The organism is Nostoc sp. UIC 10607, assembly GCF_047228265.1.
Lineage (GTDB): Bacteria > Cyanobacteriota > Cyanobacteriia > Cyanobacteriales > Nostocaceae > Nostoc > Nostoc foliaceum_A.
Genome location: NZ_JBIQNW010000006.1, coordinates 40,271 through 55,559, shown reverse-complemented (window position 1 = coordinate 55,559; position 15,289 = coordinate 40,271). Strand labels below are relative to the sequence as shown.

The window sequence follows — 15,289 nt, the reverse complement described above, 5'->3', positions numbered from 1 at the left end:
TCATAAAAATATAGACTATGGGCAATAGTCCATAGGTGTAACCAGCAGTCACTAGATATTGAAAACCTCATTGATTAGATGGGGCATATAATAGATGAACAATGATGAGTGTAACCTTACAGACTGTAAGCAGGCAGAAGAGGCACTGCAACAGCAAATTCAATGGCAGCGATTGGTGATGGCAATTGCCCAGCGCATCCGCCAGAGTTTGAATTTGGACAAGGTTCTGAATACGACCGTAACTGAAGTACGTCAGCTCCTAGAAGTAGATCGAGTGTTCATGTATCAGTTTGAACCAGACTACAGCGGGGTAGTGGTGGTAGAGTCTGTTGATGATCATTGTATTTCTGCCCTGAATACCCAAGTCAAAGACACTTATTTTATGGAAACTCATGGCAAGGAGTACAGACAAGGGCGCATTCAAGCGATCGCAGATATTTATACAGCAGGTTTGACTGAATGCCACCGCGATTTACTTATTCAGTTCCAAGTCAGGGCAAACTTGGCAGTCCCGATCTTGCAAGGAAAAAAATTGTGGGGATTATTAGTTGCCAACCAGTGTGCAGCACCCCGACAGTGGCAGATGTGGGAAATCGATTTACTTAAACAATTGGCAATACAAGTAGGCATTGCCATCCAGCAATCTCAACTGTATGAGCAGGTAAATACTGAACTCGCTGAACGCAAGCGGGTGGAATCTGGTTTAAGAGCACGTGTGCGCCAGCAGGCAGCCGTGGCTAAATTAGGTCAGTTAGCTCTAGCTAATATAGACCTTTACGCATTAATGGACGAAGCCGTTGTCCTGATTACTCAAGGCCTTGAGGTTGAGTACAGTAAAGTTTTGGAAGTGCTTCCTGATCAGAACACCTTACTGTTGCGATCGGGAGTCGGTTGGCAGTCAGGGTTGGTGGGAAATTTCAAATTAGAATTAGGTGGAGGGAATGAGACTCAGGCCTCCTATACACTACTTTCCAGTGAGCCAGTAATTGTTGGTGACCTTGCCAAAGAAACGCGGTTTCAAGGGCCACCGTTATTGATTAACCACTCAGTGATCAGTGGCATTAGCGTTATCATTCAAGGTCAAAAACAACCTCTTGGTGTCTTAGGCGCACACACAACTAGACATCGGGAGTTTACCCAAAATGATATTCACTTTTTGCAAGCGATCGCTAATGTGTTGGCTATGACCATTGAGCGCAAATGGGCAGAACAGAAAATCTGCGAACAAGCAGCTTTACTAGATATCGCTTCTGATGCGATCGTTGTACGAAATTTTCAAAACCAAATCTTATTCTGGAATCAAGGTGCAGAACGTCTATATGGTTGGGAAGCTCATGAGGCTTTGGGAAAGAACCTTGAGGAGCTTCTGCTGTGCAAAGAAAGCTCACAACAATTGCAAGCGGCTTTAACAAATGTTACTGACTTTGGTTTATGGCAAGGTGAGTTACATAAAGTGACAAAGTGCGGCAAAGAAATTATCGTGGAAAGCCGATGGACACTGATGCGTGATGAAGCAGAGCAACCAAAATCCATCCTCTCCGTTGATACTGACATCACAGAGAAAAAACAACTCCTTGCTCAATTTCTTCGTGCCCAGCGCCTAGAGAGTCTTGGTACGTTGGCAAGTGGTATTGCCCACGACCTCAACAATATCCTAACGCCCATTTTGTCTTCAGTAGAAATGTTAGCGCTCAAACTTCCCAATTTGGATGTACGTAATTATCAACTACTGAAACTTCTCGAAGATAACTCTAAACGGGCGGCGGATTTGGTCAAGCAAATTCTGACTTTTTCTCGTAGGTCTGAAGGCAACGGTATTTCTTTACAAATAGAACACTTACTTCTAGAAATTGATCAAATTGTCAAAAGCACATTTCCCAAATCGATCACAATTATCAATAATCTACCTAGACATCAACTCTGGACTATCTTGGCAGATCCGACTCAAATTCATCAGGTGTTAATGAATTTGTGCGTCAATGCTCGTGATGCTATGCCCAAGGGCGGCACACTATATATGTCTGCGGAGAATTTATTCGTTGATGAAAATTTTGCCAAAAGGAATCTAAATGCTCAAGTGGGCCCCTATATATTGATAACTATTTCAGATACAGGATTTGGGATTCCTCCACTAATTTTGGAGCGAATTTTTGAACCCTTTTTTACAACCAAAGAACCAGGCAAAGGCACTGGCTTAGGTTTATCAACTGTGATTGGGATTGTCAAAAACCACAACGGTTTTGTGAAAGTGTCTAGCGAGGTAGGTAAAGGTTCTCAATTTCAAGTTTATCTACCAGCTATAAACAAAAGTGCAAAGCAGCAAGCAGAGAGTTTGGAATTGCCCAACGGAAACGGAGAATTGATTCTAGTTGTAGATGATGAAGCCGCTATCCTAGAAATTAGCAAAACTTTGCTTGAAGACCACAACTATGAAACTCTGACAGCTATTAACGGCATCGAGGCAATCTCATTGTACGCCCAGCATAAAAATCAAATTAGTATGGTGTTGATGGATATGATGATGCCATCAATGGATGGGTTAACTGCCATTAACATAATGCAACAAATGAACCCACAAGTCAAAATTATGGGCATCAGTGGCACAGTGACCGACAGTCAGATGGTCGAGGCTGCTAATGCTGGTGTCAATATATTTTTGAGGAAGCCTTACACTTTCCATGAATTATTACATGCTATTAACGACTTCTTGAGTGAAGCATAATCTCACGCTAGAATCCCACTCCGCCTGAGAGAGGGGTGTTTTTCTGATGGCAATTAGCCGAACGCTGAACTATAGAAAATTACTAATGCTTACTGATGCTTTGATCGCGCCGCGTATGCATGAGAAAATCAGGTAATACAATCGCAACAGTTGCGATGATGCCAGGGAAGGAAAAAAGATGTCGGAGAATTTGAGAAGCCAAATTGTAACGCAAGGGGTGCAGCGATCGCCTAATCGAGCTATGCTGCGTGCAGTTGGTTTTAAAGATGAGGATTTCAATAAAGCCATTGTGGGCATTGCCAATGGTTACAGTACGATCACTCCCTGTAATATGGGGATAAATCAACTGGCGCAAAGGGCAGAAGTTGGAATTAAAACCGCCGGGGCGATGCCGCAAATGTTCGGCACGATTACCATTAGTGATGGGATTTCGATGGGAACTGAAGGGATGAAATATTCCCTAGTATCGCGGGAAGTCATTGCCGATTCCATTGAAACCGCCTGTACTGGACAAAGTATGGATGGCGTATTAGCGATCGGCGGTTGTGATAAAAATATGCCAGGAGCAATGCTGGCGATCGCAAGGATGAATATCCCTGCTATCTTTGTTTACGGTGGGACAATTAAACCCGGTCACTACAATGGGCGCGATTTAACTGTTGTCAGTTCTTTTGAAGCTGTTGGTCAATACAGTGCTGGAAAAATTGACGAAAAAGAACTATTAGAAGTTGAAGGCCGGGCTTGTCCTGGTGCTGGTTCCTGTGGGGGAATGTTCACAGCTAACACCATGTCTTCAGCATTTGAAGCGTTGGGAATGAGTTTACCCTATTCCTCGACAATGGCGGCCGAAGATGCCGAAAAAGCTGACAGCGCGGAAAAATCAGCATTTGTATTAGTCGAAGCCATTCGCAACCAAATCTTACCCCGCCAAATTATCACCCGCAAATCTATAGAGAATGCCATCTCTGTAATTATGGCGGTAGGTGGTTCGACCAATGCAGTATTGCATTTCTTAGCGATCGCCCGCGCCGCTGATGTAGAGTTGACTATAGACGACTTTGAAACTATCCGCGCCCGTGTTCCCGTTTTGTGTGATTTAAAACCTAGTGGTAAATATGTCGCTACAGATTTGCACAAAGCTGGTGGCATTCCCCAAGTAATGAAGATGCTACTTGTGCATGACTTATTACATGGTGATAGCCTTACCATTAGCGGTCAAACAATTGCAGAGATATTAGCAGATATCCCAGAAGAACCATCCGCCAATCAAGATGTGATTCGGACTTGGAATAACCCGATGTATGCTCAAGGGCATTTAGCCATCCTCAAAGGTAATTTGGCAACGGAAGGGGCTGTTGCCAAAATTACCGGCGTGAAAAAACCAGTAATTACCGGCCCCGCACGGGTGTTTGAATCGGAAGAAGCCTCTTTAGCTGCAATTTTGGCCGGTAAGATTCAAGCTGGTGATATTCTAGTCATCCGCTACGAAGGGCCTAAGGGCGGCCCTGGAATGCGCGAAATGTTGGCTCCCACTTCAGCAATTATCGGTGCTGGTTTGGGTGATGCAGTGGGATTAATTACTGACGGACGCTTTTCTGGCGGTACTTACGGCATGGTAGTTGGTCATGTTGCTCCAGAAGCGGCAGTTGGTGGTGCGATCGCGCTTGTAGAAGAAGGCGATAGTATTACTATTGATGCACCTGCTCGTTTGTTGCAGTTGAATATATCTGAAGAAGAATTGGCCCGTCGTCGTGCCAACTGGCAACCTCCCGCTCCGCGTTACACTAAAGGCGTGTTGGCGAAATATGCCAAATTGGTATCTTCTAGCAGTATTGGTGCTGTAACAGATTTAGATTTGTTTTAGTTAACCCGATTATGATGTGAACTACCTACACTGACCTGATGGTACAGTGTAGGCTTTCCAATTTAATCAAATTATGGAATATCGGATATAACACCCCAGAGTAGATAACCTTAAGAAAGCTCTAGCGGGGGCAAAATTCGGCGAGAGGAATGGAAGCGGGGTCTTTAGTATACTTTTCGACTTTTCAAACATCCTTTTAACAGGCTACACAGTCCAGATTTTCCAGTCGAGGATGAAACGGGAAAGATTGAGTTTTTACCATCAGCTTTTATTTCAAAATAGCGATCGCATTAATGAGTGTATAAATTAGCCAAAACAATCTTTGATATAATTATTGGCTGTTTCAATTTTGTCAGTAATTTTTAATTTTTACTTGTTAAAGGAATACAGATGGTAAACTCTGTCCCCCATCCTGGGGTAGAATCAACTTCAATAGTTCCTGCGTGTTTTTCTACAACAATTTGATAGGCGATCGCCATTCCTAATCCGATGCCTTTGCCCACAGGTTTAGTAGTGAACATATAGTCAAATACCCGTTGCTTAACATCTTCTGACATGCCAATACCATTATCGTAAAACTGAATAATCGCGTAATGGCTTGATTCATCAACTTGGGTTTGGATCTTAATTTGATTGGGGTTAGTTTTAATATCCTCAAAACTCCGTTTTTGGCTGGCTTCTTCGAGTGCATCGATCGCATTTGCCAGAATATTCATAAACACCTGATTGAGTTGTCCTGCGTAGCATTCAACTAGTGGCAAATCTCCGTATTTTTTAATGATCTGAATTTCTGCTTGATCAGCCGTGGCTGTTAGGCGATGATTCAGAATCATCAGGGTGTTATCTAATCCTTCATTAATGTCTACAAATTTCATATCTGCTTCATCAAGGCGCGAGAAATTACGCAGCGACAGTACAATCTGACGAATGCGCTTGGTTCCCACTTGCATTGATGCCATTAGCTTGGGTAAATCTTCTGCCAAAAATTCAATATCAAGGTCTTGGGCGCGATCGCTAATTTCTGACGTAGGATTTGGGTAGGTTTGCTCATAAAGCTTTAGCAAATCGAGGATACCTGCGCTGTATTCACTGGCATGGTTGAGGTTGGCATGAATAAAATTGGCGGGATTATTGATTTCATGTGCCACCCCAGCAACCAATTGTCCCAGGCTAGACATTTTTTCGGTGTGGATGAGTTGAGCTTGGGTATTTTGCAATTCTTTCAAGGTTTGGCTGAGTTGCTGTGCCTGCCGGCTGGAAATCAAGGCGCGATCGCGAATCTGCTCATATAGTTGCACCTGTCGCCATGCACTGATCAACCCAACCACTAGCAATCCTCCCAAAACCGTAGCCAACAGGTTCAACGCCTGCAATGGCGATTCAATATTTTCTTGTGGCACAACTAAAGCTACCGACCAATTTGCTTCTCTGAGGGGAGTGTAAGCAACATAGCTCCACTTCCCATCCAGTTGAGCCAATTCAATATTTGTACGTTTAGCCACCATTTGTTGGGTAATTTCAGCTAACCTGGGATTGGGTGAGTTGAGGAAACTCTGGGCAACTTTTTCGGGTGTACCTATTAGTTCCGTGTCGGGATGGGCGATGGGAACTCCTTGAGAATTCAGCGCAAAGGCATAGCTGCCTTTGCCTTGATGTAAATTGCTGATCGCTTCAACTACTCGGTTAATCGGAATTCCTCCCATTAACACACCTGCCGGCTTTGTGCCTGTTTCGGCAGGAATCGGCGAACTAATCTGAATTTGTAACTGATTGCTTGTGCGTCCAAGAATTGGATTGGCAGCTACGGTTTCACCCGCCATACTTCGCTGAAAAAATTCTCGATCTTTAACATTTAGAAGACTCCCTTGAGTATTAATTAATGTACCATCTGGTGTGCTCAACGCCATGAGCAAAAACGTTTGCAGTCGATTCACCTCAGATTGCAAGTAAGGTTCCATTACAGACCAATCTACCGATCGCACCAAAACAGAATTTGCCAAAGTCTTAATTTCTGTCTTACGAATGCCTAACCAGTTATCTATATCATCCTGACCTTGGCGTGTTTTTAAAAGTGCTTGCTGCTTGAGGCTATCCAGCAATAACCCCTTAACAATTTTGTAACTGGTGATAGCCGTGGCGCTAATACTAATGGATAGAATCACCACAATTGATAACAATAGTAGGTTTCGCGATCGCCATTTGAACAAGTAGTAAATTTTATCGGTTGGGGCATACCAACGGGGGTTAATTTTCAACCAGCCTTTCCGTAATTTAAGCATCATTATCGTCTTACTACAAGTTAAAATTTCAAAGTAAAAATGCAAAAGTAAAATTTGTTTTTACTTAATTAATGTTGTTGAGTAGAAATTTGGATGACAAACTCTGTCCCCTGTCCAGGTTCAGAAGTGCAGAAGAGCGAACCACCATGTCTTTCAACCACAATTTGACGAGCGATCGCTAATCCCAATCCTGTGCCTTTTCCTACTGGCTTGGTAGTGAATAAATGGTCAAATACTCGTTGCTTGACCTCCGGTGACATCCCCACTCCGTTGTCGGCAATCTTAATTAAAATGTGCTCACCTGAGTCTGCTATACGGGTTTGAATAGTGATGCAATTCGGGTTGGCTAGAATGGCTTCCAAACTGCGCTCTGTATTGTATTCTTCAAGTGCATCAATCGCGTTTGCTAATAAATTCATAAACACCTGATTGAGTTGTCCAGCAAAGCATTCTACTAAGGGTAATTTGCTATAGTCTTTTACCACCACAATTTCTGGACGGTTTTCGTTGGCTTTTAAACGATGTCTTAAAATCAAAATAGTACTGTCAATGCCTTCGTGAATATTAAAGGGCACTTTGTAATCTTTATCTGCTCTGGAGAAGGTTCGTAAACTAGTGCTAATACTGCGGATACGATTAACACCCAGTTTCATCGAGTCCAGCAACTTAGGTAAATCTTCCCGTAAATAGTCTAAATCGATGGCATCAATTTCATCTTCAATATCTGAGCCGGGATCTGGAAACTTTTGTTGATAAAGGTTAATTAATCCAAACAAATCCTTGATATAATCTTTGGCTGGTTCAATGTTGCCAGCAATGAAGCCTACAGGATTGTTGATTTCATGGGCAACACCTGCTACCAAATTACCAAGGGCAGACATTTTTTCACCCTGTACTAATTGCAATTGCATTGCTTGGAGTTCTTGTAATGCTTGTTCTAATTGTTGCTTTTGCTGTTGCAATAATTTTTGTGCTTGGTGGTATTCGGTGATGTCTTCAGAAGTGCCAAGGATGCCAAAAACGTTTCCTTCTCTATCTCGTAGGGGAATTTTGTTTGTATTCGACCAGATTTGTTTTCCATCTGCTTTCTGCACAGTTTCGATAATGTTGAGTTCAGCTTGTCCAGACTCCATAATGCGGCGATCGCACTCTACAAAAGAATCTGATTCCTCACGAGTCCAGGAAAAGTCGTAATCTGTTTTACCAATAACACTTTCAGACACTCCATTCTCGTAAGTTTGAGCAAATTTCTGGTTACAGCCTAAATAAACACAATTGCGGTCTTTCCAGAAAACAGACTGGGGAATATTATCGATAATTAACCGCAAAAATTGTTCGGTCTGTCCAAGGTTTTTTAGAGTATCTTGTGCTTGCTGATAAAGTTGGGCGTTTTCTAGGGAGATTGCAGCTTGAGTGCATAATAGATTAAGAATTTCGACGCGATCGCTGGTAAACGCCCCAGTAGTAAGATTGTTTTCTAAATACAAAATCCCCAACAGTTTGCCTTGATACAAAATCGGCGTACACAGCAAGCTTTTGGGTTGCTGACGAATGATGTAGGGGTCAGCTATCAGCGCCGGATGCACTGTTGTATCAAGGATAATTGTAGTTTGTAGGCTACGTTTAACTGTATAAATTAGGCTATGGGGAACGTCTGCGCTATCTTCCACAAAAACGGACTGTAGCATGGTTGATTGCTGCCCAATTTCAGCAGTCGCCTCAACTACCAATTTACCTTTTTTGAGCAGTAGTAACGCACACTTATCTGCTCCAGCATTTTCAATCACCACTTGTAACAGCTTCGTAGGTAATTTACCCAGTTCGATTTCACTGGAGAGAGTCTGAGACGCTTTGAGAACTGTTGCTAAATCTAAAATTACTGATGTATTGCTGCTAGATGCTACTGATTTATGAATGCTTGCGTGGAAGGTAGCAATGGTGTCAATATTTGCGATCGTGTGACTAATTGTGAGTGGCGATACTCTTTCAGAGTCACTTCGTGAACGCGTTTGTTGTAGGATGGGGACTAGCAACTGTGGGTAACGCTCTTCTAGGTCATCGACTTTAGCTTTAGCATCCCAGCGTGTGTAGCAATAGTAAGCATTAATTAAATACTCTTGGGCAATACGTTCTTTGCCCCATTCTAAATAAAACTTGGCTGCAAGTTCATTGGCAAGAGCTTCTTCGTTGACGTATTCGTTTTCTTTGGCTTTAGCAATGGCGCGATCGTATGACTCGATTGCATCCATATACTTGCCAGAAATTCTTGCTATTTCAGCAGATAACAATAGATATCGATGCAGAAAGTTTTGTGGGCAATTATCTGCCCAGTTTTTTTGGATTTGTTGATGCTCTCGGATAATGTCCCAATACTGGTTTTTCTTCGCTAATGTCGCATTGGGATACAGGGCTAATAAACTGAGCGGATAATAGAAATGATACTGAATAATTGGAAAGAAGCCAGAGTTAGAAGCTAGGGTTTTCTCAGCTTCTTCTGCCGCTGTAACTGCATCTTCGTAGCGACCATAAAGGTAGGATAATTGGATTTTGAGAAAGCAATACCAATTAATCCCATGTTCAAAGTTATTCTTCTGTCTCCACACTTCTATATAGGCAATATCTTTGTTATTGTGATCATCTAATAAATGAGTATTTTTAGATATATCTTGTAAGTTCAGTAGAAACTGCCGCTGTAAAGTAAACGCATACAGCATATTGGCATCATTCACCTGTTGCACATAGCTCAGATATTTCTCAGTTTCTGCGTAGACATCTGATAAGCGATCGCCCTTAATTAACATCGCCCAAATGAGAAACGAAACTGCCCAAACGCCAAACACCAAATTCCCAGTCTCTTGGCATATTTGGAATGATTGCTGTGAAAGTGATAAATTCGTTTTTAAATGCTCATTATAGGGATTAATGGTGTGTGCAAAGATATTATTGGTCTTAAATATAAATTGGGTGCTATTAAAGTGACGATCAAGTTTTAGTGCCAACGTACCGAACTCATAGGCAGTTTTATAACTTCCTTGATTTGCCAGATTCATCCCATATAAGCAGTAAGCAAAACCAGAGCTTTCTGCATTGCCATATCTCAATGATAAACTGATCATTAATAGAGGAGCCAAATAACTGAGATGTTGATCTCCTCCCATATAAGCTGCTGCCCAAAGATCAGCTAAAAGTCCCATGCAGACTTTCTTCTCTGGATCTGTCATCTCAGGTAAATTGAATAAATCTGCTGTGTGAATTGCTGCAAGTTTAGCTTTTAATTCTTGAAGTTCAGTTTCGATAACAGCTTGCTGTTCTTCAAAAGTAATAGGCAAATACATCCCCATGATGCTCAAACCTTTCAGTCCAGATTCAATACTAGCTTCGATATTTTCACCCTGAGTCATTTTCAGGTACATCTGAATAGCATAAAGACCAGCCTTTTCAAATTTATCTTGGCTATGATTTAATGTTAAGTTGAATAATGTCTCTGCCTGGCTAAAATCGCCAGTTAAATATTCACACTCCGCAGACTCTCGATATAACTCAAATGTGAGTTCATAGTTAGCTTGCCAACATTGTTCTATTAGCAATTGTCTGCCCAATGTGAAATACTTAACTGCTGCTTTATAAGCAGTTGAAGCTTTTGCTTTCTTGCCAGCAATTAGATTCAGTTGAGCCAGTTCATATTTCTGAGATTGTTCATTAATTATGTCAATTCCCTCATTTAGCTGATTAACAATATCAAAAATGCTGGCTTCAATTACTTCAGGCAACGTATTTTTTAACAGTAATTGCCCAACTTTTAAATGAGTAGCTTTCTTTTGAGATTCAGGAATTAGGGAATAAGCAGCTTGCTGAACACGATCGTGGAGAAATTTGTAAGAACAGGAATCAGGAAAATTATGTTGCTTCAATTCTGAATTCTGAATTCTAAATTCTGACTCCTCTTGGTAGAATTTGTAGACCTCACTGGTAGGGATAATCAACCCATCTTGCAACGCTTTCCAAAAGTCTGCGGCTGTTTCCATCTGGGATTTTTCATGGACGATCGCTAATGTCGCTAAATCAAATTGGTTTCCCACACAAGCTGCTAATTTCAAGACTTCTTGAGTTTTTGTTGACAACTTTTTAAGTTGAATTGCCATGAACTCTACGACATCATCAGTAAGAGCGATCGCTCGCACCTGAGCAATATCACATTCCCAATAACCACCATCAAAATTAAATGTAATAAGTTGATCTTGATGTAGCACTTTGAGAAATTGGGTGCTAAAGAAAGGATTGCCTTTGGTTTTGTTCAATACCAATTCTGTTAACGGTGTAGCTAACGCCAGTGAGCAACTAAATGTATCTGCAACCAAATGATTGACGGATATTTCATCAAGAGGAGCTAAGATAATCGTATTAACTCTAGCGCCCAACTTCTGAATCTCTTCCAAAGTCAGTATCAGCGGATGTACTGGGTTGACTTCGTTATCTCGATAGGCACCAATTAATAGTAAATAGCCGATTTTAGCTTCGCTCATTAACAAGTGCATTAACTTTAAAGAAGCAGAATCTGCCCATTGCAGATCATCAATAAAGATTACCAATGGATGTTCTGGTGCAGTAAAGACTTGAGTGAACTTTAAGAACAGCAGATTGAAGCGATTTTGGGCTGCACTCCCAGAGAGTTCCGGCGCAGGAGGCTGTTTCCCAATCATACTTTCTAGTTCTGGAATCACCTCAATCATTACTTGTCCGTTTTCACCCAAAGCGGAGATAATTTTGCACTTCCAATACTCGAATTGGGCATCAGTTTCACTCAGTAGTTGCCTGATTAAGTCTCGGAAGGCTTGCACAAAGGCAGAGAAAGGTATGTTGCGTTGGAATTGGTCAAATTTGCCTTTAATGAAATAACCCCGTTGTCGCACAATTGGCTTGTGGACTTCGTTAACCACAGCAGTCTTGCCAATCCCAGAAAAGCCTGCTACCAAAATAATTTCAGTGCTTCCCTGACAGACTTCCTCAAAGGCATCCAGTAAGCTTTGAACTTCGGCTTGGCGGCCGTAAAGTTTTTCTGGGATAATAAAGCGATCGCAAATATCCCTTTGTGCAATTGGGAAACTCTCAATTCTACCCGTGTTCTTCAATTGCTCCAAGCATTGTTCTAAATCAAATTTCAGCCCTAATGCACTCTGATAGCGGTCTTCAGCATTTTTCGCCATCAATTTCATCACAATGTTACAAAGAACTTGCGGGATTTCTTTTTCCGTCTTGCCTTCTAATTGATCTGGTTGCTTGGCAATATGACAGTGAACCAACTCCATCGGATCATTAGACTGGAAGGGTAGGTGTCCAGCCAGCAATTCATAGAAGGTAATACCAAGGGAGTAGTAATCACTGCGATAGTCAATTCCGCGATTCATCCGCCCGGTTTGTTCCGGGGAAAGGTAGGCGAGGGTACCTTCTAAAACATTAGGACTATGAATTTCCTGGGTTTCTCTAGGTAAAAGAGAGGCAATACTAAAGTCAATCAACTTGACTTGCTTGGTTTCCGGGTTAATCAGGATGTTGGCAGGCTTGATGTCTTTGTGGATAACCCGATGGCGATATAGTCCGTCAAGAATATTGCTCAGAGCGATCGCAATGTCCAAAAACTCTGTCAGAGTATATTGGTTGCTCCCAATTCTTGTGTTTATCCAATCTCTGAGGGAAATACCGCCAAAATCCTCCATTATCAAAGCATAGCTGTTGCGGTAAGGTTCCAGATTATAGGGATGAACAATACCAGGCAGGTCAATATTTTTAGCGATAGTGTACTGATTACGGAACAGCAGCAGTTCGTTGAAGCTGGGATACTCCTGATGGAGCAATTTGATTACCACCGGAAGTTGATCTGCCTCTCGAATTGCACGGTAAACTAACGTTCTAGAGCCTGCATAAAGTTGCTCGTTAATTCGATAGTTCAAAAGCTTGTCCATCGGCTCAACTACTGTATTCATACTTGATCAACTCTTGTTAAATCAGCTATTTATTAAAAGTAGTCTGCCCAAAAATCAGCTTTTTCTAACTCAGAGGACTTACGCATAAGAGATTCCCCAACCCCCTTTATCAAGCACAGGGCTGTTTCGTCACCAGTGTTTACGGGTAAGCGAATTAAGCGTCGTTTATATAAAACTTCCACTGGCAGGATAATTAACGCCGATAGCAACGGTGTATAAATATAGTTTGCAAAGTAATCCCTAAAGCATTTGAGGGATAGCGAGATTGCCGTTTATCCTAGTAGTTTTAGAAGTTTGGTCTAATACCAATTTTAAAAAAGAATGCGACAAATAGACCATTTGTAGAGACGCGATTCATCGCGTCTTGCTGGCGGCAGAGCCGCTTTTGAGTTGCATTTCCAGCCCAGAGGCTGGAAACGAGATTTGAAAAGGCTTTTAGCTGTGCCTCCTGCCTTTTTGTAAAACTATCGTCTCACAGAGATTTTAGCTTAGGCATTCTTGCAGCGACTTTGCAGGAGTATCACATTGCGAAAAAATGGATAAAGTCGACCTAAAAAGTAAAGTTAATAAGCTGTTACGCATTTAATTTGTACATTTACCCGATGACTGATGACTGATGACTGTTAACCGTCAACAGTCAACAGTTAACGACCATCAAGAGTGTTTATATACTTTAGACGCGCATCAGCTAACTTACTTTAACTTGGCTCTAATCGTCTCTATCCGTTGACGATTAACACCCAAATCGCTCTGACCTAAGCGTGAAGCTGAACGCACTTGGATAACATTAGCATTCCGGTCTAGATAGAATTCTACATCATCCACAAATCCCAGCAAGGCACTTTTAAATTCTGCATATAAATAGTCTTGGCTTTCGGTAATGATTTTGGTTCTCGGTAAAGACTGAATAACATTTTTGAGATTAGTAATCGCTTCTTCTGGAGTAGATGTAAATGTCAGTGGTGCAATTTTGTGGCTTGCATCTGTACTCTGACTAGAAACACAGTTAGGAGAATTAGGGCAGGGTGCTAATTTACCATTGCTAATACCTAAATTATTTGGTCGTTTGCCAGCAAAAACCATAATTATGTCTCCGGGTAAGTGAATAAGTATACTCTCACACATTTGTTCAAATCACTGTAATACTTTGCTGTAATCGCATCTTCTGGCAAATGACAGATTCACTAAAACATCGGTGATGCGATCGCTCTATGATGCGGTAAGTATCGTCTAGGCGAAGACAGTTTATGACGCAAACAATTTCAATCAACGACTCTGGGCGCTTGCAACTCACACCTCTAGAAATCCCATCCCGTCTGCTGTTGGGGCCAGGCCCATCGAATGCCCATCCCACAGTTCTCGAAGCGATGAATACTTCACCTGTTGGGCATCTTGACCCAGCTTTTCTCACACTCATGGATGAAATTCAGTCGTTGCTACGCTATGTATGGCAAACAGAAAACCCACTCACCATTGCAGTCAGCGGTACAGGAACAGCCGCAATGGAAGCAACCATCGCTAATGCTGTTGAACCTGGTGATGTGGTTTTGATTGGTGTGGCTGGTTACTTCGGTAATCGCCTCGTGGATATGGCTGAACGTTATGGCGCAGATGTGCGAACCATTACCAAACCTTGGGGACAAGTCTTCAACCTCGATGAACTCCAAACTGCCCTAGAAACTCATCGTCCAGCTATTTTAGCTTTAGTTCATGCCGAAACCTCCACTGGTGCACGTCAACCGTTGGAAGGGGTCGCTGATTTATGTCGGGAATTTGGCACTTTGCTGCTGGTAGATACGGTGACGAGTTTGGGTGGCGTTCCCTTGTTTTTAGATGCTTGGGGAGTTGACCTAGCTTATAGTTGTAGCCAAAAAGGGTTGGGTTGCCCGCCTGGCGCTTCGCCCTTTACAATGAGTGCGCGTGCAGTTGAAAAATTGCAACAGCGCCCAACAAAGGTTGCAAACTGGTATTTGGATATGTTGTTACTGGGTAAGTATTGGGGCGCTGAACGCACCTATCACCATACAGCACCCATTAATTTATACTATGCATTGCGGGAAGCACTACGTTTACTTGCAGAAGAGGGGTTAGCAAACTCCTGGCAGCGCCATCAGAAAAACGTAGAATATCTCTGGGAAGGGTTGGAAAACTTAGGACTGAGTATGCACGTTGAGCAAGAGTATAGGCTACCAACGCTTACCACTGTCCGCATTCCAGCAGGGGTAGATGGTAAAGCGATCGCTCGGCAGTTACTCAATGAACATAATATTGAAATTGGCGGTGGTCTTGGCGAACTAGCGGGTCAAGTCTGGCGCGTCGGATTGATGGGCTTTAATAGTCGTAAGGAAAGTGTTGACCAACTTTTAGCAGCACTACGTCAAGTTTTGCCTAAGTAGTTTTCGGGTGAAAGTGGTGCGTTAACAGTAGCTTAACGCACCTGATA

The 15,289-nt window shown here is 42.3% G+C and carries 6 protein-coding genes; 3 read left to right on the top strand and 3 right to left on the bottom strand.

Annotation, left to right across the window (positions count from 1 at the left end; genetic code table 11):
* Nucleotides 1–94: 94 nt before the first annotated feature.
* Nucleotides 95–2,722 carry a GAF domain-containing protein gene (locus tag ACEYW6_RS07655; RefSeq protein WP_412979244.1) on the top strand — a complete coding sequence of 876 codons (2,628 nt, stop codon included), beginning with the start codon at nucleotides 95–97 and terminating at the stop codon, nucleotides 2,720–2,722.
* A 178-nt stretch (nucleotides 2,723–2,900) separates the two neighbouring features.
* A complete protein-coding gene (ilvD, locus tag ACEYW6_RS07650) occupies nucleotides 2,901–4,586 on the top strand; it encodes a dihydroxy-acid dehydratase (RefSeq protein ID WP_412979243.1) in 1,686 nt (561 codons plus the stop codon).
* A 362-nt stretch (nucleotides 4,587–4,948) separates the two neighbouring features.
* Here ilvD and ACEYW6_RS07645 read toward each other — a convergent pair whose 3' ends face one another.
* The 3 genes from ACEYW6_RS07645 to ACEYW6_RS07635 all read right to left on the bottom strand — a co-directional run bounded on the left by ACEYW6_RS07645 (nucleotide 4,949) and on the right by ACEYW6_RS07635 (nucleotide 13,929).
* The gene (locus ACEYW6_RS07645) at nucleotides 4,949–6,868 is read right to left on the bottom strand and encodes a sensor histidine kinase (RefSeq protein WP_412979242.1); all 1,920 of its coding nucleotides are present in this window, start codon (nucleotides 6,866–6,868) and stop codon (nucleotides 4,949–4,951) included.
* Nucleotides 6,869–6,933: 65 nt separating this feature from the next.
* Nucleotides 6,934–12,846, bottom strand: coding sequence for an AAA family ATPase (locus tag ACEYW6_RS07640; RefSeq protein ID WP_412979241.1), 5,913 nt, complete (start codon nucleotides 12,844–12,846; stop codon nucleotides 6,934–6,936).
* 693 nt (nucleotides 12,847–13,539) lie between these two features.
* A complete protein-coding gene (locus ACEYW6_RS07635) occupies nucleotides 13,540–13,929 on the bottom strand; it encodes a DUF1499 domain-containing protein (RefSeq protein WP_190894360.1) in 390 nt (129 codons plus the stop codon).
* Between the two features lie 164 nt (nucleotides 13,930–14,093).
* On the opposite strand from ACEYW6_RS07635, the gene ACEYW6_RS07630 reads away from it, so the two are divergent.
* Nucleotides 14,094–15,242: an alanine--glyoxylate aminotransferase family protein gene (locus ACEYW6_RS07630; RefSeq protein WP_412979240.1), complete on the top strand. Its 1,149-nt coding sequence runs from the start codon at nucleotides 14,094–14,096 to the stop codon at nucleotides 15,240–15,242.
* Nucleotides 15,243–15,289 lie beyond the last annotated feature (47 nt).

Bases quoted from the DNA above. Each gene is read 5' to 3' on its own strand.
- ACEYW6_RS07655 (WP_412979244.1), top strand. From the start codon at position 95: ATGAACAATGATGAGTGTAACCTTACAGACTGTAAGCAGGCAGAAGAG.
- ilvD (WP_412979243.1), top strand. From the start codon at position 2,901: ATGTCGGAGAATTTGAGAAGCCAAATTGTAACGCAAGGGGTGCAGCGA.
- ACEYW6_RS07645 (WP_412979242.1), bottom strand. From the start codon at position 6,868: ATGATGCTTAAATTACGGAAAGGCTGGTTGAAAATTAACCCCCGTTGG.
- ACEYW6_RS07640 (WP_412979241.1), bottom strand. From the start codon at position 12,846: ATGAATACAGTAGTTGAGCCGATGGACAAGCTTTTGAACTATCGAATT.
- ACEYW6_RS07635 (WP_190894360.1), bottom strand. From the start codon at position 13,929: ATGGTTTTTGCTGGCAAACGACCAAATAATTTAGGTATTAGCAATGGT.
- ACEYW6_RS07630 (WP_412979240.1), top strand. From the start codon at position 14,094: ATGACGCAAACAATTTCAATCAACGACTCTGGGCGCTTGCAACTCACA.